The sequence below is a fragment of the Bacillus sp. FJAT-26390 genome (assembly GCF_001682865.1).
Classification (GTDB): domain Bacteria; phylum Bacillota; class Bacilli; order Paenibacillales; family Paenibacillaceae; genus Pristimantibacillus.
The window spans coordinates 573,953-597,163 of sequence record NZ_MAQX01000032.1; the positions used below are offsets into that span (position 1 = coordinate 573,953).

Sequence of the window (23,211 nt, forward strand, 5' to 3'; positions counted from 1 at the left end):
AATTCCTCATCCATCATAGCATGCGATCAGGTTAAAATATTCAAGGGATTTTGCTCATTTTTTATGCATTTTAAACTCTAGAAACAGCTCGTTGTAATGGGCCAGCATTCTTTTGCCGAGATTATCGTAAACCTCAAGTCTGCCGGTCAGCTCTTCGTTCGGATAAAAACGGTCATCGGTCGCGATTTCCTCCGGAAGCAGCGCCATCGCCGCCTCGTTTGGCGTCGAATAACCGACATATTCCGCATTTTGCGCCGCAACCTCGGGATCGAGCATAAAGTTAATAAATTGATGCGCGCCCTCGATATTTCGAGCCGTTTTTGGAATGACCATATTATCGAACCACAGGTTCGAGCCTTCTTCCGGCACGACATAATCGAGCTTATCGTTCTCGTCCATAATTTCCGATGCATCCCCGGACCAGACGAGGCCGACAGCCGCCTCTTCGTTCGCGAGCAGCATTTTGATCTCGTCGCCTACAATCGCCTTCACGTTAGGCGTCATCTGAAGCATCTTCGCCTTCGCCTCCTGCAAATGCGCTTCGTTCGTATCATTGAGCGAGTAGTGCAAGCTGTTCAGCCCCATGCCCATGACCTCGCGAGCGCCGTCGAGCAGCAGAATTTGATTGCGGAGGCTCTTGTCCCACAGATCATTCCAGCTGGAGAAGTCGAGCTCGCCTACAAGCTCAGGATTATAAATAATGCCGACCGTTCCCCAAAAATACGGAATCGAATACGCATTATCCGGATCAAAGGACAGATTCATGAAGCGCGGATCGATATATTTCAAATTCGGCAGCTTCGAGTGATCAAGCTTCAGCAGAACGCCTTCCTCTTTCATTTTGCTAATCGCATACTCGGAGGGAATGCTTACGTCAAACGTCGTTCCGCCTTGCTCGATTTTGGTCATCATCGCTTCATTCGAATCGAAGGTTTGGTAGATGACTTTAATGCCGGTCTCCTCCTCGAAGCGCTCAAGCAGCTCGGGATCGACATAATCGCCCCAGTTGTAAATCGTTAGCGTGTTGTCGCCGCTGTAGCCCTCGCTTGAATTCAGGTACGACGTCAAATAGATAAGCCCTAATGAAACAACAAACACGACAACGAACATGCGCACAAGCTGTCCCATTAGCGCCCCTCCTTGACTGACGGCTTCATGTTCCGTTGATTAATAAAGTAATACCCGACAACCAGCACGATCGTAAATAGGAAAATAAGCGTCGATAACGCGTTGATCGACAGCGACACGCCTTGGCGCGCCCGTGAGTAGATCTCGACCGACAGCGTCGAGAAGCCGTTGCCCGTTACGAAAAACGTGACAGCGAAATCATCAAGCGAATAGGTCAGCGCCATGAAGAAACCCGCAAATATGCCCGGTTTAATGAACGGCAGCATCACCCGCGTCAGCACCTGCCACGAGCTAGCGCCGAGATCGCGAGCCGCATCGACCAGCGTCGAGCTCATTTCCTGCAGCTTCGGCAGCACCATAATAACGACGATTGGCACGCTGAACGCGATATGCGACAGCAGCACGGACACGAAGCCCAGCTTAATGCCGATAATGGTGAAAAGGATTAGAAATGACGCGCCGATAATGACGTCCGGACTGACGATGAGCACGTTGTTGAGCGTGAGGAGCGTTTGCTTCGGCCTATTGCTCCGTATGTGATGGATGGCGATTGCGCCAATTACGCCCAAAATTGTCGAGATCGCCGCGGACATCAGCGCAATGACGAACGTATTCAGTACGATGATAAGCAGGCGCGTATCCTCAAACACCTCTTTGTAGTAATCAAGCGTGAAGCTCTCGAAATTGCGCATCGACCCGCCGCTATTGAACGAATAGAACATTAAATAGAAAATCGGCGCATAGAGCACCACAAATATGAATACTAAATAAAGATTTGACCATTTATTTGTTCCGCGCATCGGCTGCACCTCGCTTTCGATTGCCGGTTATGAGCATCATCGCTGCCATCGCCAAAATTAAAAATACCGCGATGGTCGCCCCCATCCCCCAGTCCTGCGTCACGAGAAAATGCTGCTCGATTGCCGTTCCGAGCGTAATGACGCGGTTTCCTGCGATGAGCCGCGTAATCATAAACAGCGACAGCGCCGGAATAAATACGGCCATACAGCCGGATTTCACGCCGCTGATCGTGAGCGGAAAAATAACGCGGCGGAACGTCGTCCACGCCGATGCGCCCAGATCACGCGCCGCATAGACGAGCGATGGATTCATTTCCTCCAGCGCATTAAAGATCGGCAATATCATGAACGGTATAAAAATATAAACGGATACGAAAATAAAGCTGAAATCGGTGAACAAAATTTGCTTATTTCCGATGCCGATCGCTTCAAGCACCGAATTAACAAAACCATATGTACCGAACAAGCCGATAAAAGCGTATGCCTTGAGCAGCAAATTGATCCAGCTTGGCAAAATGATAAGCAGCAGCCAAAGCTGCTTATGCTTGGTCCTCGTCAGCAAATAAGCCGTCGGATAAGCAGCGAGCAATGAGATGGCGGTTATGAGAAACGCATACCAAAACGAGCTAAGCGTCATCTTTAAATAGACCGGCGTAAAAAACTTCGCGTAATTGCCAAACGTAAAATTGCCATCCACATCAAAAAACGAATAATACGCAACTAAGACGATTGGCGCAATGACGAACAGCACGATCCACGCCATATAAGGGATTAGATAAAAACTGCGTGATTTATTTGACATCGACGGCCTCGCTGTACGCTTCGAGACGTTTATCGAATTCCTCTTCCGTCTCGTCAAGACGCATGACATGAATCGCTTCCGGGTCAAAGGTCAGCCCTATTTGCTCGCCAACCGTCGCTTTGCGCGTGGAATGGACAAGCCACTCATTGCCTGACTCATCATAGCAGCAGATCTCATAATGAACGCCGCGGAACAGCTGCGAATCTACGCGCACCTGCAGCTTGCCGTTATCAGATGACGTAATCTCCAAATCCTCCGGCCTGATGACGATGTCGACCGCCTCGTTTGGCGTCAGCCCTTGGTCAACGCATTCGAAGGAACGGCCAGCAAATTCCACCACAAAGTCTCGCGCCATCCGGCCCGGTACAATGTTCGACTCCCCAATAAAATCAGCGACAAAACGGTTGATCGGCTCATCGTAAATATCAGTAGGCGTTCCGCTCTGCTGAATTTTTCCTTCATTAATAACAAAAATCTCATCCGACATCGCCAGCGCTTCCTCTTGATCATGCGTAACGAATATAAACGTGATGCCTAGGCGGCGCTGCAGCTCGCGCAGCTCATACTGCATTTCCGTCCGGAGTTTCAGATCAAGCGCGGAGAGCGGCTCGTCCAATAAAATAATTTCCGGCTCATTCACGATAGCCCGCGCGATCGCAACGCGCTGCCGCTGTCCGCCGGACATCTCTGTAATCTCACGTGACTCGTAGCCGTTCAAGTTTACGAAGCGCAGCGCTTCCTTAACTTTAGCGGTCACATCGGCGTTTTTGAGCTTTTTGATGCGCAGGCCGAAGGCGACATTTTCGAACACGTTCAAGTGAGGGAACAGCGCGTAATCCTGGAATACAGTGTTCACCTGCCGCTCGTTCGCCGGCACCCTATTAATGACTTTTCCATTAAAATAAATCTGCCCCTCGGACGGCTCGGTGAAACCCGCGATCAGTCTGAGAATAGTCGTTTTGCCGCAGCCCGAAGGGCCAAGCAGCGTATAAAACTTGCCTCGCTCTATCGTAAAGCTGACGTCCCTAAGAACAGCGGCGTCATTATGATCATATTGCTTTGTCACATGCTCAAAGCGAATGATAGTTTGATCTTGCATATGGCATTCCCCTTTGCATATTTAGAAGAAACAATAGTGATTATACAGCATCCCCGAAATTCGGCAATAGTAAAAGGCAAAATGATGTCAACATTCATCATGACGCAACCTGCTTTTCAATTCATTGATTATGAAAGCGCTATACATTACGATTAATTCAGGTTCAGTTAGTGAACATTATTATACATTGGAGGTTGAAGCATGAGTAAACTGACATCCGAGCAACCGGTATCCGGCGGTGTTAAAGTTTCCGTTCAACGATTTGGTCGTTTTCTAAGCGGCATGGTCATGCCGAATATTGGCGCGTTTATTGCATGGGGACTCATCACGGCACTATTTATTCCGACTGGCTGGATTCCGAACGAGAGTCTGGCAACGCTAGTCGGGCCGATGATTACCTACTTGCTCCCTATACTCATTGGTTATACCGGCGGTCAAATGATCCACGGCGTACGCGGAGGCGTAGTCGGCGCAATCGTCACACTTGGCGTTATTGCAGGGGCGGATATTCCGATGTTCCTCGGAGCCATGATCGTTGGCCCGTTCGCTGCATGGGTATTGAAGAAATTCGATCAGTCCATAGAAGGAAAGATTCCTTCCGGCTTTGAAATGCTCATCAACAACTTCTCTTCCGGCATTATCGGCGGCGGGCTTGCGATCATTGCATTCAAAGGGATTGGTCCCGTTGTTGCATCGCTAAGCAAAGTGCTTGCTTCCGGCGTAGAGTGGCTGATCAACACAGGTTTCCTGCCGCTCGCGAACATTTTGATCGAGCCGGCTAAAGTGTTATTTCTTAATAACGCCATCAACCATGGCATACTTGGGCCGCTTGCACTCGATCAAGCCTCGCAAACAGGCAAATCGATCATTTACATGCTGGAATCAAATCCAGGTCCGGGCCTTGGCATCTTGCTCGCTTATTGGCTGTTTGGCAAAGGGATGGTTAAGCAATCGGCGCCAGGCGCGGTTGTCATCCATTTCTTCGGCGGTATTCATGAAATTTACTTCCCGTACATTCTCATGAATCCTCGTTTGATTCTTGCAGCCATCGCTGGCGGCGTAGCCGGCACGTTCACCTTCTCCGTCTTCGGAGCAGGACTTGTCGCGGCTCCGTCACCAGGCAGTATTATCGCTTACTTCACGATGACGCCAAAAGGCGGTCTGCTGGCTATGCTAAGCGGCGTAGCGGTAGCAACGATCGTTTCCTTCCTCGTCTCAGCCGTACTGCTTAAGACCAGCAAACAGAACGAGGATGCGGGCAACGAGCTAGAGGAAGCAGCGAAAAAAGTACAGCAAATGAAAGCCGAATCCAAAGGAAATGCCGCGGCGCCTTCCGCTCCGCAAACACAGCTTGCGAAGGAGCAGGTTAACAAAATCGTATTTTCCTGCGATGCCGGGATGGGTTCAAGCGCAATGGGCGCTTCCATTTTGCGCAAAAAAATAAATGCAGCCGAGCTGCCGATTACCGTCATCAACACGGCGATCAACGATATTCCCGGTGATGCCGACATCGTCATCACCCACAAGACACTAACCGACCGCGCAAGGCAAAAAGCGCCAGGTGCCGAGCATATTTCCATCGATAATTTTCTCAAAAGTCCAGAGTACGACCTGCTCGTACAAAGACTAAGTTCATAAAATTAGACTCAGCGCTGACAGATTTCTGTCGGCGCCTATGTCCATTCTTCTGCTAAGGAGGATAGCCTATCAAAGCCTCAACTAGGCAACGTCGAATGATTGAGATGCTGCTTGACCAGAAGCAGGAAATTACGGCGGCGGACATCGCAGCAATCGTCGGAACGAGCACAAGGACGGTTCACCGCGAGCTTGCCGATATTGAACCGCTGCTTGCTGCAAACGGCATTGTTCTACACAAAACAGCCGGGCTTGGCATTCGAATTGAAGCAGATAACGAAACGCTGGAGCGATTCAAGCAATCGCTTGATCAAACCGATTCCTTCGAGTATACGGGGGAAGAACGCAAGGTTCTTGTTCTATGCAGGCTGCTTGAGCATGACGAGCCCATCAAGCTATTCTCGCTTGCGCATGAGCTGCGCGTTACCATGCCGACCGTCAGCCATGATCTCGATGAGCTGGAAGGATTGATCATCAAGCAAGGCCTGACACTCGTCCGAAAAAGAGGCTACGGCGTTGAAATCAACGGTCCCGAGGAAGCGAAGCGCCATTTTATCAGCTTGCTTGCGTTTAACCATCTTGATGATTCCGATCTCTTCGGGCAATTCAAAGACCAAGCGGTCACGAATCCGATAACGGCACAGCTGCTTGATATGATCGGAAAAGAACATTTTAAAAGGCTCGAGCACGCTTTGTGGGAGCTGAATGATGATTGGCCAAGCACCTTGTCCGAATCAGACTATACAAGATTGCTTATTAAGCTGTCGGTTGCGTTAACCCGCATCGAGCATGATTGCTTGGTATCCGCGGGCAAATACGATAACGGCGATAACATTCCTTTGCTGCGCAGCCTGCTTGACCTGCTCGACATCCAGCTGCCCATAGAAGAAAAAAGTTATCTTTCTCAATTGCTCGGAAATGAAGCTTTTCCGGAAAGCAGCCTGTTGATCCATCATGATGACATGCCGACCATCGAGGGCGTCAAGCGGCTCATCCGCTACGTCGAAGAACGGCTGCATATGTCTCTTATGGAGGATCGATCGCTTGAGGAAGGCCTTATCCAGCACATAAAGCCGGCTTTCCAGCGCATTTCGGTCGGTATTGCGATTCGCAATCCGATGCTCGCCCCGATCAAGAAGGATTATGGCGCGCTGTTTTCAATCGTGCGAAGCGGTGTACAGGAAGTATACGGGCACATTCAAGTGCCAGATGAGGAAATCGGTTATATCGTCATGCATTTTGGAGCTTCCTTGGAGCGATTAAAGCCTTTTCCCAGAAAAATAAGGGCTGTACTCGTTTGCACGAGCGGTATTGGCTCCTCCAAGCTGCTTGCCGTCAAAATCGCCAAGGAGCTGCCGCAAATCGATTTGATCGGACATTATTCGTGGTATGAAGCGACAAGGCTTCCACCCAGTCGATATGATTTGATCATTTCCACCGTGGACTTGCCGCTGGAGCCGGACCGTTACATTAAGCTAAGCCCTATGCTAACGCCGGAAGAAACCAATAAGCTGCGCGCTTATATCAAAGGCACGACCTTAAAGAAGATCAGTCCTGCCCTTGCGGCAGACACAGAAGCTTCCGGGCAATCGCCAATGGACCGGTTGCTGCTGCTGCAGCTCTATTCCGGCGTCGTCCTGCGGCTGCTTGACGGATTCCATGTTCATGACCTGACTCTAATGGAAGGACACGAGCATCTGGATAATCAGCTGCCTAACATGCTTTCCTTGATTGGCAAGCCATATATCGAACAAAATAGCGCGAAAATAACCGCTCAGCTGCTGGCAAGAGAGCAGCAAGGCAGCCTTGTCATTCCGGACACCGAGCTTGCTTTGCTTCATACGCGCAGCGAATGGATTGAAGAGCCGCTGCTTGCTTTGTACCGATATGACAGACCGCTAAAGCTTAGCGAGGATGCAGAAGCCAGACATCTCTTAATGATGCTAGGCCCCCTCAAGCTTGATGCATATAGCCTAGAGCTGCTCAGCGAAATTAGCGCGATGCTGCTGCTGCCTGATCTCCTTGCCGTACTGGAGAATGATGATACAGCCGGCATCAAGCTCTTTATTTCAAAAAAGCTGGAGCAATATATAAAAACCAAATTGGATTGGAGAGAATGAACATGACCATTCTATCGACAGAGAAAGTTAAACTAAACGTGAGCGTAAAAGATAAATACGAAGCGATCCGCATGGTCGGACAAATGCTTGTTGACGCAGGACACGCGCCGCAGGCGTATATCGACAAAATGATTGAACGCGAGGAAGCTTTATCCACCTATATCGGCGGAGGACTTGCCATGCCGCATGGAACAAACGACTCAAAGGCACTTATTCAATCGACAGGCATGGCGATCATCATTGTCCCAGCTGGCGTGGACTTCGGCGGCGAGGAGCCTGCGCAACTAGTTATCGGTTTAGCGGCGGTCGGCGACGATCACCTTGATATTTTGACCAACGTTGCCGTGCTTGTATCGGAGGAGGAAGACATGCAGCGCATTTTGAATGCTTCCTCGCCGCAAGAGCTGATTTCTATCTTTGAATCGGGTATGGAATCATGAAGGCCGTACACTTCGGAGCTGGCAACATAGGCCGAGGTTTTATCGGATTGCTGCTGCATAACGCCGGCTACGAGGTATGCTTCGTTGATGTCAACGAAGCGCTCGTCTCGGAGCTGCAAGCAAAGCGGCAGTATGCGGTGAAAATTGCAAACGAGCAAGGCGATACGTATCTTGTTGATCATGTAACGGCTATTGACGGCAAGGATGTCGGCTTAGTCGCCGAGATGATCGCAGAAGCTGACATCGTAACAACTGCAGTCGGCGTATCCGTTCTGAAGCATATTGCAGCTGCGGTAGCTAAAGGCATTGAGCTAAGGCTCGCGAGCGGCAAAGCCGCTCTCCCTATTATCGCGTGCGAGAATGCTCTCGGCGGCAGCACGATTTTGAAGCAATTCGTTTATGAGCATTTGTCTGCGGACGCTCAGAATGACGCTGATTTGCATATCGCCTTCCCTGACGCCGCCGTTGACCGCATCGTTCCGCTGCAGCAGCATGAGGACCCGCTCCAAGTTACGGTTGAGCCGTTTTATGAGTGGACGGTAGAGCGCTCCCCGCTGCTTGCTTCGCAGGTAGAAATCGCAGGCGTGCATTATGTCGATGATTTGGAGCCGTATATCGAGCGCAAGCTGTTTACCGTCAATACGGGTCATTGCGTTGCGGCATACCACGGATATTTGAAGGGGTATGCGACGATCCAAGAAGCGATGAAGGACAGCGAGATATTGGCTAAGGTCGTAGGCGCGCTTCAGGAATCGGGAGCTGCGCTTGTGCAAATGTATCAGTTCGACGAGAAGGAGCACGCTCTCTATATCGATCAAATACTGGAGCGCTTCATCAACCCATACTTGGTAGATGAGGTAGCCCGAATTGGCCGCTCGCCGATTCGCAAGCTATCACCGAAGGACCGCCTTGTTAGACCGGCCTTATTAGCTTATCAATATGGCATTCCTGTTACTGAATTGACAGCTGCGATGGCAGCAGCCCTTCACTTTAACAACGCCGATGATCCCGAGGCTGCTGAGCTTCAAGCCTCCATCAAGGAACATGGCCTTCATTATACATTAACTAAATATACAGGCTTAGAAGCACAGCATCCGCTTCATAAACAAGCGGCAGAGCAATACCGCGCGCAGGAGTCGGTACTCCAAGCAGCGGCGAGGGGAGCAGGATCTTTATGACCGTTTCATTAAAAGGAATCGCGGCATCGCCCGGCATCGCGATTGCACGCACGTACCACCTTGCAGCCGAGCGGTTTATTCCGGTTCAGCAAGCCATACAAGACAGCGCGTCCGAGGTTGAACGGTTTCGCGGCGCTGTCGCATTGGCCAAAGGCGAGGTCGAGGCGATTCGCGCCTCGGCGGAAGAACGTCTTGGCGCGGACAAAGCTGAAATTTTCGAAGGACATTTGATGATCCTTGAGGACCCGGATCTCATAGAAGCAATCGAGCTCAAAATTGAAGAGGAATCCATTAACGCCGAATTTGCGCTGCACGAGGTATCGCAATCTTTTGTCGAGCTGCTGCAATCCATGTCGGATGAGCTGCTGCGCGGGCGCGCCGTTGATATCGAGGACGTCTCCGGCCGCATTATGAGCCATTTGCGCGGCATTCCGCATGTCGATCTCGCCAATCTTTCGGAAGAATGTATCATCGTAGCGCGTGATTTGACGCCATCGGATACCGCTCAGCTTAATCTGGAATTCGTTCGGGGTTTTGTTACTGAGGTAGGCAGCCGCACCTCCCATTCCGCTATTATGGCGCGATCATTGGAAATACCTGCGATCGTCGGGATTGGCTCTGCGATACGCGATATTTCGGAGCATGGCGTAATCGTTATGGATGCGAATGAGGGCGTCGTCCTTATTGATCCAACGGCGGAGGAGCTAGCTTCTTATCAAGGCAAGAAACAGATGGATGATCTGCGCAGAGCGAGTCTAAGCAAGCTGAAGGATCAGCCTACCTTCTCCAAGGATGGCAAACAAGTTGAACTGGCAGCCAATATCGGCAAGCTTGAGGACATTCAGCGCGCGATCGACAACGGCGCCGAAGGGATCGGCCTTTTCCGCACCGAATTTCTGTACATGGGACGCAGCTCCCTCCCATCCGAGGAGGAGCAGTTCACCAGTTATAAATATGCGCTTGAAAAAATGGACGGGAAACCCGTCGTCATCAGAACGCTTGATATAGGCGGCGACAAGGAGCTTCCTTATATGGAGCTGCCTAAGGAAACGAATCCTTTCCTCGGACAACGCGCCTTGCGTCTATGTCTGGATAGACAGGATCTGTTCCGCACGCAGCTGCGCGCGCTGCTTCGCGCCAGCCGGTACGGCACACTGAAAATTATGTTCCCGATGATCGCCGTATTGGAGGAGCTGCTTGAGGCGAAGAAGCTGCTTGAGGAAGAGAAGCAGAAGCTTATCGCCGAAGGCGTTCAGCTTGCCGAGCATATCGAGGTTGGAATGATGGTTGAAATTCCGGCAGCCGCTGTCTCAGCGGATCTTTTCGCACCGGAAGTTGATTTCTTCAGCATCGGCACAAACGATTTGATTCAATACACCATGGCAGCGGACCGCATGAACGAAACGGTATCTTACTTGTATCAGCCATGGCATCCCTCCCTGCTGCGCTTGATTCGCTTCGTTATACAAGCGGCGGAGAAGGAAGGCAAATGGGTCGGCATGTGCGGCGAGATGGCTGGCGATCAGACTGCCATCCCTTTGCTGCTTGGACTTGGCCTGCATGAATTCAGCATGAGCGCAGGTTCGATCCTGCAAGCAAGAGAATTGATCGGTCAGCTCGACCAAGCCGAATGGGCAGGCTGCGCGAATCAAGCGCTGACCATGCGGAGCACACAGGAAATCACACAATTTGTAGAACGTACAAGAAACGGAGTGGTTCATCATGATTAGCCAAACATTTACCATCCTTAATCCGACGGGCTTTCACGTACGCCCGACCAAAACCTTCGTCCAAACCGCAAGCAGCTTCCCTTGCAAGGTGAGCGTGCTCAATAAAGGCAAAAAGGTAAACGGCAAAAGCTCGCTGAGCATGCTTACACTAGGCATCGCGATGAACGAGGAAGTCACGCTGGAGATAGACGGCGAGCAGGAAGAGCAGGCGCTCGAAGCGCTCGGCCAATTGCTCACAGCCATTCACGAATAAAATAGCAGCGGCTGTCCGAGAAAGAAGGCTAGATGCCTCCCTTCTCGGGCAGCCGTTTTTTTATCGCCCTCGCGGCGAGGGTAGAACGGCTTAACGGCCTCATACATTGCATAAACTGCAATGTAGAATGGATGAGTATGTTTTACGTTTGGAGAATGATACGGAGCCCCCCCTTATACACAAAAAAAAGGACAGCGATTGCTCGCTGTCCTTTGAAATTAAACGGATGATGCCGGCACTGCCTTTTCCATGCTGTCGTCCTTCGTTTTCCTGTGGGACAAAGCAAAGTAGATGTAAGATAGTACCGCGAACAGGATTGCTATACCCGCCATAACGGCCGTGTATCTGCCCATCATGCTGTAGTCACCGCTGGAAATGATATCTCTAAAGCCTGCTACCGAATAAGTCATAGGCAGGAATGGAGATACTTTCTGCAGGAAGCCAGGGACAAGCTCGATAGGGAATGTACCCGCGGAGCTCGTTAGTTGGAAGATCAACAGAATAACCGCGATAAACCGTCCCGGATTACCCATTGAAGCGACCAAGAACTGAATGATCATCATGAACGTAATGCTCGTTAGAATCGAATAGAATAAGAACAGCCCCATGCTCTGAACCTCTAGCTTCAGAACAAAAATCAGTGCAGCATCAGCGATCAATGCCTGAATCGTACCGATAAGCGCAAGCGTAAGCGCCTTGCTCCAGAACCAGCTCCAACCGTTGACCGGACGAACGGCCGGCTCGCGAACCGAGTATACAATCGTTAGCAGCATTGCGCCAACGTATAGTCCAAGCGATAGGAAGTAAGGAGCAAGCCCCGTACCATAATTGTCTACCTTCGTAACTTTCTCAACATCAAGCTTTACGGGATCAGCAAACATATCCACCATGGCATCCGTCAACTTCAGATCAGATGTTTTATCGGAAGCCTCATTCAGCTTGCCGGACAATTCCTGCGTACCGTCCTCAAGCTTCAACAGCCCGGAAGCAACCTGCTGTGCGCCATCCTCCAGCTGGACTGATCCGTCAACAAATGGCGTTACGCTAGAAGATAGCTGGGAAAGACCCGCCGTCAGCGTCGCTGCTCCACTGTTAAGCTGCTTAGCGCCAGCAGCCAACTTCGCTCCGCCCGCACTCGCTTCAGCAAGCTTCGTACCAAACTGCGTCATGCCGCTTGTAAATTTCTCTGCCCCAGCGACCAATTGCTGTCCGCCTACGCCAAGCTGCTTGCCTCCGGCAGCCGCTTCTTCGACCTTCTTGTCAAAGGTCCCAAGACCATCCGACACTTTAACAAGGCCGTCGCTCAGCTTTGCCGCCCCATCGCTGAGCTGCTTCTGGCCTGCCGAAGATTTCTCCAAGCCCGCCGCAAGCTCTTGGCTCGCCTTCAACAAAGATGCAAAGCTTTCGCTCTCCGCCAGCTGCGGGTTCGCCTGACCCAGCTGCGCCAGCCCATTCGCAAGCTGCGCCGCACCTGCCTTCAGCTGCTCCTCACCAGCAGCTGATTCCTTAAGACCGCCCGCTAGCTGCCCCGCAGCCTGCTTCGCGTCAGAAGCGCCTCCCGCCAGCTGTCCGCTAGCTCCGGCCAATTGCGACAAGCCGTCGCTAAGCTTCACCGCTCCGGCTCCAAGCGAGCCCGCGCCATCGCCAAGCGATGAGGCTCCCGCGCCAAGCTGCTGCTGCGCTGCCTGCAGCTGCGCCAGGCCGCTAGCCAAGCTTGCCGTGCCTGTGCTCAGCTCGGCACTGCCCTTGCCAAGCGCCTTGCCGCCATCATTCAGCTTGCCGACACCTTCTTGCAGCGTCATTGATCCGCTGACCAGCTTCGCCAAGTTTTTCTCGATGAGCACGGCGCCATCCTTCGCCTTCGTCGTGCCGTCGGCGATTTCGCCTGCTCCGTCACTCGCTTTGCCAATACCGTCCACGAGCTCTTCCATTTGCTCAAATACGGTGCGCGTATAAGCAGCCGTTACTTCTTTGTTAAGCTCCATTTTCATCGTGTCGACCGCTTTGCTGCCGATCTGCGAAGCTAAGAAGTTATAGCTCTCGTTAGCCAAATAAGTGAGCTGTGCAGGCGTTGGGTTATCCGATGTCAGAGAAGTTGTTTTCTCCGAGAAGTCGGCCGGAATTTCAATCGCCATATAATAGGAATGGTCTTCGATTCCCGCCTCTGCATCCGCCTTGTTTACAAAATGCCATTCGAACTTTTCATTCTCTTTTAGCTCTTCCTCAAAATCCTTGCCAATATGCATCATCTCATCGTTATACTCATAACCTTTATCCGCATTTACGACGGCTACCGGCATTTTATCCAAATGACCGTACGGGTCCCAAAAGGCCCCTAGAAACATCGAGGAATACATAACGGGTATCATCAATACGCCAATCACCGATATCAACAACATTTTGTTGCGGGCGATCCCGGACAATTCCTCACCAAACTGCTTTAAACCTCTGAACTTCAAATCGTCCACTCTCCCAATCACTGATTGACCATTTTTCTCATTTAGTCATTTTTCTGTGTAAAAAAAGGCATCCAGGCTATTCCGGAGCCAATCCTACTTGCATATAGAATCGCAGTTGTTCCGCTACTTGCTGCTTATTCAGCGGTTCATGCGTTTTTTTCCATTCTACGGTGAGCGCCATATACAGCCGCAGCATGACGAATGCTGTCATCTCCGGGTTGCAAGGCTTAATTTCGCCTTTATCCATCGCAAGCTGTACCTGCTGCTGAATGTAGCCAACAACCGCCTTCTCGATTTGCTGAATGCCCTCTACTGCCATCGGTGTACCGATTTCGCGCACCTCATGAGACAGCTTGAGCGCAAGCTCATGCTCCTCGCGGAATTCAAGCAGCTGCTCGAGCGCAGCGTTCAAATTATCGAAAAAACGCCGATTCGGATCAACGACTCTCTCCGCCACCTGTTTCATTTCGATAATAAGCCGCTTCATAATTTCGTGGAACAGCTCTTCCTTATTCGTAAAGAACGTATAAATCGTCCCTTTGCCTACATTCGCAATCTTCGCTACCTGATCCATCGTCGTCGCCTTATATCCAAACAACGCGAACGACTTACCCGCAGCATCCACAATCTGCTGTCGTCGATCAATGGCCATTCCTTCACCTCCGTGCGTTCGAATCCTCGTTTGAATAACTGACCAAAAAACTAAAACGGTCATTTCGAATTCCGTAATCATAGCACGCTCCATTTCCGATTGCAATACCTAAATTAGCAGAACAATCCGCAGTAGCCTATTCGCCTAAAGATGACTTTACTCGGCAAAAAGAGCTATAATACAAATACAGTTGTAACTATCTTCTGCACAGCAGATAAAAAGGAGTGTATCCCTTATGTCATACAAAGAAATTACGTCTATTGAAGAATGGAATAATGTTTATGAGGCTTCCGCTACTCGTCCACTCGTTGTATTCAAGCACAGCACAACTTGCCCGGTAAGCGCGAACGCTTTTCAAGAATTCAACAACTACCTCGACGGCAAGCCAAGAGAAGACGTGGAATACGTGCTCGTGAAGGTCATCGAGTCGCGCCCCGTTTCCAACCAAATTGCAGAAGACACATCCGTTAAGCATGAGTCGCCGCAAATTATGTTCATCGAGAAAAAAGAAAAAGTATGGACGGCTTCCCACTGGTCCGTTACGAAGGCTCATATTGCAGCTGTACTTGACTAATCATTACCCCCTTACTAATAAAACTCCCAGCCCTTCGCTTTTAAGCGCAAGGCTGGGAGTTTTTATTTTTAATTCCTTTACTATATCCCAAGATCCAATAATCATTCCTCTTCTCCATCTACAACGGCTTTGATTACGAATTTCAACTGTTCATTTTCAAATTTATCCATAATGAACAGGTCGCCGCATCTTATTCATCCATTATTTTCATATATTCGTCTATTTTTGTTCGTTATTGTTCTTTATCATAATGTGATTTTTGTTATCTCATTGTCTCCAAAAAAACGCTGAAACCCCCTATATCTCACCACCATGCTTAAAGGCTCATGGCACTTAGAACTAGGGAAGCAGAGCTATTCATGCCATTCAGCCCATTCTCAATAACGCATTATTGTGGTTATCTAGAGAATGTCGGAATATATCGTTTTTTATAAATTAGGGGGATATTTTATGAAGCGTTTCGCTTTAATCGCAGTCGTCATCACCGTTTTTTGGGCAGCGTTCTCTGGCTCACTCGCAAATGAACAAGCAATAGCAGCGTCATCGACGCCCTTATTCAAAGATATTAAAGGCCATTGGGCGGAGAAAACGATTAACGATATGGTAAAACAAGGGATTTTAGACGGATATCCGGACGGGACCTTCCGACCACAAGAACCCGTGAAGGTTGATCAATTTATTAAAATGCTCATTCTTTCGTATACCGATTTGCATCAAAACGGTTCGCGAAGCTGGAACATACCGTTCCTTCAATCGCTTAGCGAAGAGAACCAAGCCATTTTGAAGCAGGATTACCGCTATTTCGACTTCAAGCCAAGTACGGTAGGCTATTGGGCTAAGCAGTTTATAGATGTAGCAAGCGATCTTCATTTTCTGAACAAGAGCAGATATAACGATTTCCAAGCCGACATGACCCGCGAGAACGTCGCAGAAATTGTCTACTATACTCTTCAGGAAACGGAATTTCTTGAGGACGGATTGTTCGGCCAGAAAATGGCCCAAGCCTACGGCGATCTCATGGGCGCCACCGAGCGCGAGCAAAAGTTTATCGCCGAGACGCTTGTTAAGGGCATTATGCAGGGTTACCCGAACGGCTTCTTCGGCGTTGGCGATACCGTCACTCGCGCGGAGTCTCTTGTCATTCTGAACCGTCTTACCGACAAATCGAAGCGGCTAGCCGTGCCCGTCTCTCCCGAGAAGCTGGAGCGTGTCGTTCCAACTGCTGGCGGCGGCAAAAAAATTATTATTTTCCCAGACAAACGGATGTGGGACGCTTACGAAGCGCTTCTTGTGGCGGGGCAATTGCGGGGCTCGAATCATGACTTTTACGAAACGACGCTTCGCCTCTTCAAGGATCAATCGGAGAAAGACAGCGTAATGAACCGTCCTTCCGGCTCGGCGGCACTAAATGAGGAAGCGGCTGTATGGCTTGATCCGCAATACAATACCTACGGCATTACGATGAGGCTTCGCGAGGGCACGCTTGCCCGCAACAAAGAGGTTGTCGAGCAATTCGCCAACCAGCTGTTCGGCTATAACGCCTCCACGTTCAAGGAGCTGTTCAACGATCTTAGCAAGCGCGTCGAGTCGGGCGCAAAGGTAGCCTCCCAGCAGAAGCTGATCGGCACCGACAACGTCAGCATTCAAGTGGACGCAGCGACGAAGACGGTTATTTTCTCCATTGCTACAAAAAAATAGGCTTATTCCTGTTTAAAGAAGCTGCCTGAAGGTTAATGACCAGAAGCAGCTTCTTTTCGTATGCAACATCAAGATTCATTCTCTCGTCTATGCTTAAACCCACTATCCATGAGGAGGTTTTTCAAATGAAACACACAAGCCCTAAACAATCACGTTCAACTCGCAAGGCCGCAACCGTTATCGCTGCCGCTATGCTATTTGCATCCGCTCCCGTTGCAGGATGGCTCCCTGGCGGCGGTGTAGCAGCCGCGGCCGCGCAGCAGCTAAAAATCGTCTCGCAGCCTTTTGTCATAGACGGCATCCGCTCTTCCATACCTACCGCCAATGTAGATGGCAATACGTATATCAGCATCCGTGCGCTTAATAATAAGCTTGGGCTCTCGACAAGCTGGGATGCGGCAACCAGATCAGTTGTCATCAAAGGGCGTGACAGAACACTTTCCGCCTCACCCGATGATGGCAGCTACAAGCTAAACGGCCAGCCTTTATATGGCAATCCCGCGATTTTAATTAACGGCTCCACCTACCTGCCGCTTCGTTTTGTTTTGGAGCGAATGGGCTATGGTATTTCGTATGACGGCAAAACGCGTACCGTTGGCATTGAGACGATCAAAGAAAACGCGCTGTCCATCGGCACGGAAACGATCAGCAAAGTGACGAAGGACCAATCCTTGCTCATCCATTATCCGGTCATAACGGGTTATACGAACGAAGCGTCACAGACCAAGATCAATGAGTTTCTAAAGCAAGAAGCAGAAACCTATGCCGCCTCAGGCCAGCAAGCTATTGCCAAAGCTGCTGCGGACAACAAAGAAATGGAAGCGAACAATAAAGACATGACGATGCCTGTCTTATCCTTCGACGGCGCTTATACCATCACGTATAACGAGCAAAATACGGTCAGTCTCTACGTCGACTACTATTCCTATCTCGGCGGTGCGCATGGCATGACCGAGCGCGTGTCGTACACGTTCGATCTTATGACTGGCGAGGAGCTTAAGCTTGAGGATGTAACGAGCGGCAATTTGAATTATACCTCTATTATCGACGCCTCTATTCGTGAGCAAATCAAGGCTAGAAAGCTGCTTCTGATCTCGCCGTTTGAGGGAATTAAGCCGGATCGCGACTTCTACCTTAAGCATGGCGCTGTTGTGATCGCATTCGGTCAATACGAATACACCTCCTATGCAGAAGGCATGCCGGAATTCGCTATTCCGTTCAAAGCATTCGAGTAGACAACCATTTGATCGCCGCACAAAACAAAGAAGGTCTCTATCAGGCAGCAGCCTGATAGAGACCTTCTTTTTCTTTAAGTTGCTGCCGTTTATTCCTCCGGGTCCAGCTTGCATTCAGCAAGCGTAAGCATGCGAGTACGATGCTTCCATTTGTGTCCGATAAAGATGGCGAGGAACAACGGGATTCCGATATAGGAAGCAATCATATAGGGCCAGTCGATGCGGCCGTCCTTGATCGCTCCGATGAACTGTCCGCCAATGACGACTATACAGAGCAGCATCGCCAGTATCGGACCGAAGGGGAACCACTTGGCACGGTAGGCAAGTTCCTTCAGATCCCGTCCCTGCGCTACGTAGGCTTTGCGGAACCGGTAATGGCTGATCGCAATGCCGAGCCAAACGATAAACCCAGACATGCCGGATGCATTGAGCAGCCATACATAGACAACCCCGTCGCCAAAGAACGAGGCAAGAAAAGCTAGCATGCCGAGCGCCCCCGTTACGAGAAGCGACGCGACCGGAACGCCGCGCTGATTAAGGCGAGCTAGAAAACGAGGCGCTTTGCCCTCCTTCGCAAGCACCCAAAGCATGCGCGTGGAAGCGTACATGCCTGAGTTGCCCGCCGACAATACGGAGGTTAAGATGACCGCATTCATAATAGAAGCCGCAACCGCAAGCCCGGCCTTCTCGAAAATAATCGTAAACGGACTCGTCGAAATATCGCCGCTCGCCAGCTGTTCATTCGAATAAGGAATCAGCATGCCGATCAGCAGAATCGCAAATATATAGAACAAGAGAATGCGCCAAAAGATGGAGCGGATCGCACGGGGAATATTTTCGCGCGGATTCTCGCTCTCTCCTGCCGTAACGCCGATCAGCTCCGTCCCTTGAAACGAGAAGCCCGCCGCCATGAACACGCCTAGCGTCGCCAGAAAGCCCGCAGGGAAAGGATTATCCGTCAGGTTGCTGATGCCAACGGCCGGTCCGTTCCAAATGCCGATCACCATCATAAGGCCTAGCGCAATAAACACGATTACCGTTACGATTTTGATCATCGCAAACCAGTATTCCGATTCTCCGTAGCCCTTGACGGACAAGAGATTGAGACCGAGCATAAGCAGCAGGAACAAGCCGCTCCACAGAATGGAAGGGCTGTTCGGAAACCAAAATTTCATAATCAGCGTAGCTGCCGACAGCTCCGCCGCAATCGTGATCGCCCAGTTGTACCAATAGTTCCACCCTAGCGCAAAGCCTAGCGATGGATCAACAAACTTAGTCGCATAGGTGCTGAACGTTCCCGATACGGGCATGTGGGTAGCCATCTCGCCCAAGCTAGTCATTAGAAAATAAACCATAATGCCAATCAGCGCATAGGCAAGCACCGCGCCTCCGGGTCCAGCGGAATGAATAGCGCCGCCGCTTGCTAGGAACAACCCCGTACCAATGGAGCCTCCCAGCGATATCATTGTCATATGCCGGGCCTTCAGCCCCCTGTGCAGCGTATTCGAATCTTCCTGTTTCTTGCTCAATTACAAAACACTCCGTTCTTCACCACTTATCGACTTACATCGTTATCACGTATGCCATGTCCTCAGTTTGTTAATTTTTTATCATTTTATCCATCTGTTAGGAAAAAACCTTAAAATGAATGATCATAAAATCAGAAATCTATTATATAATGAGTGCGTAATAAGTCAAAGCAATTATGAAGGGAATGGTACGATGTTTGGTAAATTAGCTGCAGACGCGCTAGGACTAAGCGACATTGGCGTCATTATCAAGCCGGCGGATTTCAGCAAAGCTGATTCTGACGATTATGTCATGCATGAGGATAATGAGAAGATTTATTTTCTCATTAAATCAAAGTCCGACGAATACTGCTTTACGAATCTCGCCCTTATCCATTTGGACGGCACAAGCGCACTGAGCAAGAAACGCACGCTAAAACGTTATTCCTACAGCTCAAACCAAATTTCACAGGTCGCGCTTGAAACCGCTGGCACTGTCGATCTTGACGTCGAGATCAAATTCACCATCGGCTCCGTTCCATTCTCGATCGACGTCAACAAGAAGCATATCGAAGAGCTGAAGGACCTTTATAAAGCGCTGATCAAAATCTCCGAAATTACTCGCGAGAATGAAATTTCGCTTGAATACGCAAGACGCAGCATGGATCTCGCATCCTCAACGCTGCAGCATTTCCACAAAGGAGACTTCAATGTCGTTGAGCAGTTCGACGGATTGAACAAATCCGCTTTCAATTGGCTTGTAAACACACATAAGCAGTATCGCATTAAAGATTTTGGCGCTATTTTTGAGCGTTATATTAACAACTAAATCCTTTATTTGTAAGGTAGTGTGACCAAGCAGATCAGCAGTTTGAGGCTGATCTGCTTTTTTTCGTGGATGACAGCGTTTTTATGTAATATTACCTTACATACATATTGCGAAATTCATTCTTTCGCGTATATATTTAAACGAAAGGGTAACGTTTATATCACATGCGAAGAGGTGAATCGACTTGCCAGGAGAACTCATATTGACGGTAGATGATGAAGTTAGAATCGGCGAGCTCGTAGGCATGTATTTATCCAAGGACGGCTTCCGCCATTTGAGCGCAACAAGCGGCAAGCAAGCGATCGAGCTTACCGAGAACGAGCAGCCTTCGCTTATCGTGCTTGATGTTCTGCTTCCCGATATGGAAGGTTATGAGCTCTGCACTAGGCTGCGGCAAAAGACCGATGTCCCGATTATGTTCCTCACCTGCAAGGATACCGAAATCGATAAAGTGGTCGGGCTAAGCGTCGGTGCGGATGATTACGTCAGCAAGCCCTTCAGTCCTATCGAGCTGGTTGCCCGCATTAAGGCACAGCTTCGCCGCAACAGGATCGTCAATAATCGGCAATCCGAGTCAGCACCTTCGGCTGTGATCGCTTCCGAGCATGTGCAGCTGCGTATCGACGCGCATGAGGTATACGTCGACAACAGGCGAATCGAGCTGTCCGCCAAGGAATTCCAGCTGCTTGCCTACCTCATGCAAAACGCGCGCCAAGTGCTCACGACCGAACGTCTGCTCAGCCATATATGGGGATATGACAGCAGCCTCGACACCAAAACCCTGCAAGTGCATATCGGGCATTTACGCAAAAAAATCGAGCGCAATCCGTCGTCTCCGTCACGCATCATAACGATACGCGGCATTGGGTACAAATTCGATGAACCGATTAAAGAGCATTAAGGCTCTCCTCCGGCCGCGCACCTTCGCCTTTCAAATGCTGGCGGCTATGCTGACCGTGTCTCTTATTCCGCTGCTATTATTATCCGCGTTCGCCTTACAAACGGTCACCTCTCAGCTTCATCGCTTCAGCGCTTTGAATACCGCACTGATCGAAAAAAATTACATAAGCATGTACGAAGCGAATATTGAAGAGCAGGTTCGCGCCATTGATACCGAACTCCGCCTTGTCGAGGATGCGGTTCTCCTGTCCAAAGCGCTTGCGGAATCTATTTTCTCTACTGAAAATCATACGGCCGTACAGCCCATCTCCTTCCTGTACGATTCGAAGAAGCACCGTTTTACCGAGAGGCATACAGACGGCATGGGCGTCATTTCCATTCGCACAGATAACCCGCTCGCTTATCCGTCTCCCGAGCAGGCTTACGATTTGGCGCTAAGCAAAGCTTTGTTTCCGCTATTCAAATCCGAATCGTCCCGAAAGCAAAATATCGTATCGATGTACTATATCCATCCAAAATCCGGCTCCTTCTATTACCCGGAATATACAGGCCCATTAGAAGAAGAGACGGCAAAGCCCATAAACACGCTGACCTCTTACAAATTTTATTCCGATGCCTTAAACGTCAGGCCGAAGACCAATCAGGTCGCATGGACGAAGCCCTACCTCGACATTACGCCAAGAGGCTGGATGTTCACCGCAACAACGCCTGTTTATGATGAGAACCGTGTCCTAAAAGGGGTCGTAGCCGCTGATGTAACGATCGAACGCTTCGTTAACAACGTACTGGATACGAGATTCGGCGACGAGGACGGCATCGCGCTGCTGCTTGGCACCGATCACGAGCTGATCGCCGCCCAGCAGCATGGAGCTGGCGAGATCGATCAGCTCGATTTGGCTGTCCTCTTCAGCCAAGATACGGTAAACAGCTTCCGCCGCATGCAGCTTGGCGGCCAGCAGAAGGTTGTATTCAGCCGCGCCATCCCATCGACCGATTGGATACTCGGCTATATTATTCCGGAGCATAAGCTCCTTGAATCGATTCATGCGGCTACGGATGAGCTTTCAACACAAACAGGCGACCGGCTCATCGTCCAGCTCACCCTGCTCGGCTTAGTCGCCGTTGGCTTATGCGTCATCCTCTCGTTTTATTTGCGCTCCAAAGTGTCACGGCCCGTCAACCTGCTTGCCGGCGCCTTCGCTGAAATGGGCGAAGGCCAATTCACCGCTTCATTAGATGATACGCGAACACTCGAATTCAATCAGCTGCTAAGCTCCTTTAACCGGATGTCGCTCAAAATCCGCGAGCTAATGGAGCAGCAGTCGGAGCTTAACCAACAGCTTGAGCATAAGGTGGAGCTGCGCACGGAAGAGCTGCGCGATATGAACAACGAGCTGGAGGCGCGCGTGGATGAGCTGCTGCGGCTCGAGCATTGGCGCAAGGAGCTGTTCATGAATATATCGCATGACTTGAAAACACCGATCACCTTAATCCGCGGCTACATCGAAGCCATTAACGACGGCACGATCAGCGGCGAGGATACGGGTATCTTCTTGCGCAGAATATACGAGGATATCCAAACGATCAATCAATTCGTTCGCAATTTAAATGAACTGAGCCTCCTCGAAACGCGCCAGCTGGAGGCAAAATTTGACGTTGTGGAAGCAGACGCCTTTTTCAGGGACATCGTGATGAAGTGGGAAGCTTATATGAAGCTGGAGCGCCGTCCCTTTCATACGAATCAGCTTGCAGCTGGCGGCCGCCTGCGCGCCGACCCCCATCTAATCAGCCGTGTAATCGACAACCTGCTGGATAACGCCATGAAATATTCGGAGCCGGGCAGCCCTATAACCTTTGCATACGAGCTCGCTGACCAAGTCGCCATCTTCCGCGTCATCGACAACGGAGCAGGCATTCCGGAGGAGTCACTGCCTTATGTGTTCGACTCCTTCTACCGCGTCGATAAGTCAAGAAACAGCGGCATACCGGGCAGCGGACTCGGCTTATCGATCGCCAAAGAAATTGCCGATATCCATGGCGGCCAGCTCAGCGCAATGCCTAACCCCGAGCATGGCCAAGGCTGTATTTTCTCCCTAACGCTCCCGCTTTTCCGCGCTTGAATGACGCTGAGCTTGCTCATCAAAAAAGCGGCTTCTCCAAGGTACAATACC

19 protein-coding genes are annotated in these 23,211 nt (G+C 50.3%); 12 read left to right on the forward strand and 7 right to left on the reverse strand.

The annotated features are described in order from the left end of the window. Positions 1–54 precede the first annotated feature (54 nt). The 4 genes from A7975_RS23380 to A7975_RS23395 are packed head-to-tail and all read right to left on the reverse strand — an operon-like array spanning position 55 to position 3,829. Positions 55–1,128: an ABC transporter substrate-binding protein gene (locus tag A7975_RS23380; protein WP_065386703.1), complete on the reverse strand. Its 1,074-nt coding sequence runs from the start codon at positions 1,126–1,128 to the stop codon at positions 55–57. After that, on the reverse strand, positions 1,128–1,928 hold the full coding sequence (locus A7975_RS23385) for an ABC transporter permease (RefSeq protein WP_065386704.1): 801 nt from the start codon (positions 1,926–1,928) through the stop codon (positions 1,128–1,130). The genes A7975_RS23380 and A7975_RS23385 overlap by 1 nt, the downstream gene beginning before the upstream one ends. After that, positions 1,912–2,730, reverse strand: coding sequence for an ABC transporter permease (locus A7975_RS23390; protein ID WP_053373023.1), 819 nt, complete (start codon positions 2,728–2,730; stop codon positions 1,912–1,914). Before A7975_RS23390 ends, A7975_RS23385 begins: the two co-directional genes overlap by 17 nt. Further along, on the reverse strand, positions 2,720–3,829 hold the full coding sequence (locus A7975_RS23395) for an ABC transporter ATP-binding protein (protein ID WP_053373024.1): 1,110 nt from the start codon (positions 3,827–3,829) through the stop codon (positions 2,720–2,722). The genes A7975_RS23390 and A7975_RS23395 overlap by 11 nt, the downstream gene beginning before the upstream one ends. Positions 3,830–4,030: 201 nt before the next feature. Between A7975_RS23395 and A7975_RS23400 the strand changes: the two genes are divergently transcribed. The 6 genes from A7975_RS23400 to A7975_RS23425 all read left to right on the forward strand — a co-directional run bounded on the left by A7975_RS23400 (position 4,031) and on the right by A7975_RS23425 (position 11,185). Further along, positions 4,031–5,467 carry a PTS mannitol transporter subunit IIBC gene (locus A7975_RS23400; RefSeq protein ID WP_065386705.1) on the forward strand — a complete coding sequence of 479 codons (1,437 nt, stop codon included), beginning with the start codon at positions 4,031–4,033 and terminating at the stop codon, positions 5,465–5,467. A gap of 95 nt (positions 5,468–5,562) precedes the next feature. Further along, positions 5,563–7,584, forward strand: a complete 2,022-nt coding sequence (locus A7975_RS23405) for a BglG family transcription antiterminator (protein WP_082198403.1) — start codon at positions 5,563–5,565, stop codon at positions 7,582–7,584. 2 nt (positions 7,585–7,586) lie between these two features. Beyond that, positions 7,587–8,024, forward strand: coding sequence for a PTS mannitol transporter subunit IIA (locus A7975_RS23410; protein ID WP_053373027.1), 438 nt, complete (start codon positions 7,587–7,589; stop codon positions 8,022–8,024). Continuing rightward, on the forward strand, positions 8,021–9,202 hold the full coding sequence (locus A7975_RS23415) for a mannitol-1-phosphate 5-dehydrogenase (protein ID WP_065386707.1): 1,182 nt from the start codon (positions 8,021–8,023) through the stop codon (positions 9,200–9,202). The genes A7975_RS23410 and A7975_RS23415 overlap by 4 nt, the downstream gene beginning before the upstream one ends. Next, positions 9,199–10,932 carry a phosphoenolpyruvate--protein phosphotransferase gene (gene ptsP / locus A7975_RS23420; protein ID WP_065386708.1) on the forward strand — a complete coding sequence of 578 codons (1,734 nt, stop codon included), beginning with the start codon at positions 9,199–9,201 and terminating at the stop codon, positions 10,930–10,932. Before A7975_RS23415 ends, ptsP begins: the two co-directional genes overlap by 4 nt. Beyond that, complete coding sequence (locus A7975_RS23425; protein ID WP_053373030.1) at positions 10,925–11,185, forward strand: HPr family phosphocarrier protein; 261 nt, start codon at positions 10,925–10,927, stop codon at positions 11,183–11,185. Before ptsP ends, A7975_RS23425 begins: the two co-directional genes overlap by 8 nt. A gap of 218 nt (positions 11,186–11,403) precedes the next feature. Here the strand turns inward: A7975_RS23425 and A7975_RS23430 are convergent, their stop codons facing one another. Continuing rightward, complete coding sequence (locus A7975_RS23430; RefSeq protein ID WP_082198404.1) at positions 11,404–13,644, reverse strand: YhgE/Pip domain-containing protein; 2,241 nt, start codon at positions 13,642–13,644, stop codon at positions 11,404–11,406. A gap of 76 nt (positions 13,645–13,720) precedes the next feature. Further along, complete coding sequence (locus tag A7975_RS23435) at positions 13,721–14,296, reverse strand: TetR/AcrR family transcriptional regulator (RefSeq protein WP_053377502.1); 576 nt, start codon at positions 14,294–14,296, stop codon at positions 13,721–13,723. A gap of 235 nt (positions 14,297–14,531) precedes the next feature. On the opposite strand from A7975_RS23435, the gene ytxJ reads away from it, so the two are divergent. The 3 genes from ytxJ to A7975_RS23450 all read left to right on the forward strand — a co-directional run bounded on the left by ytxJ (position 14,532) and on the right by A7975_RS23450 (position 17,803). Continuing rightward, positions 14,532–14,870 (forward strand): bacillithiol system redox-active protein YtxJ, encoded by a 339-nt coding sequence (gene ytxJ, locus A7975_RS23440; RefSeq protein WP_053373032.1) that lies wholly within the window; start codon positions 14,532–14,534, stop codon positions 14,868–14,870. A 450-nt stretch (positions 14,871–15,320) separates the two neighbouring features. Further along, positions 15,321–16,568: an S-layer homology domain-containing protein gene (locus tag A7975_RS23445; RefSeq protein ID WP_065386709.1), complete on the forward strand. Its 1,248-nt coding sequence runs from the start codon at positions 15,321–15,323 to the stop codon at positions 16,566–16,568. A gap of 125 nt (positions 16,569–16,693) precedes the next feature. Continuing rightward, the gene (locus tag A7975_RS23450; RefSeq protein ID WP_053373034.1) at positions 16,694–17,803 is read left to right on the forward strand and encodes a stalk domain-containing protein; all 1,110 of its coding nucleotides are present in this window, start codon (positions 16,694–16,696) and stop codon (positions 17,801–17,803) included. Positions 17,804–17,892: 89 nt separating this feature from the next. On the opposite strand, the gene A7975_RS23455 is transcribed toward A7975_RS23450, so the two are convergent. Then, positions 17,893–19,275, reverse strand: a complete 1,383-nt coding sequence (locus tag A7975_RS23455; RefSeq protein ID WP_082198434.1) for an amino acid permease — start codon at positions 19,273–19,275, stop codon at positions 17,893–17,895. A gap of 250 nt (positions 19,276–19,525) precedes the next feature. Between A7975_RS23455 and A7975_RS23460 the strand changes: the two genes are divergently transcribed. The 3 genes from A7975_RS23460 (at position 19,526) to A7975_RS23470 (ending at position 23,160) form a co-directional block, all read left to right on the forward strand. Further along, complete coding sequence (locus A7975_RS23460; RefSeq protein WP_053377503.1) at positions 19,526–20,140, forward strand: PH domain-containing protein; 615 nt, start codon at positions 19,526–19,528, stop codon at positions 20,138–20,140. A gap of 202 nt (positions 20,141–20,342) precedes the next feature. After that, positions 20,343–21,041, forward strand: a complete 699-nt coding sequence (locus A7975_RS23465) for a response regulator transcription factor (protein WP_231637327.1) — start codon at positions 20,343–20,345, stop codon at positions 21,039–21,041. Then, positions 21,019–23,160, forward strand: a complete 2,142-nt coding sequence (locus tag A7975_RS23470) for a HAMP domain-containing histidine kinase (protein WP_065386710.1) — start codon at positions 21,019–21,021, stop codon at positions 23,158–23,160. Before A7975_RS23465 ends, A7975_RS23470 begins: the two co-directional genes overlap by 23 nt. Positions 23,161–23,211 lie beyond the last annotated feature (51 nt).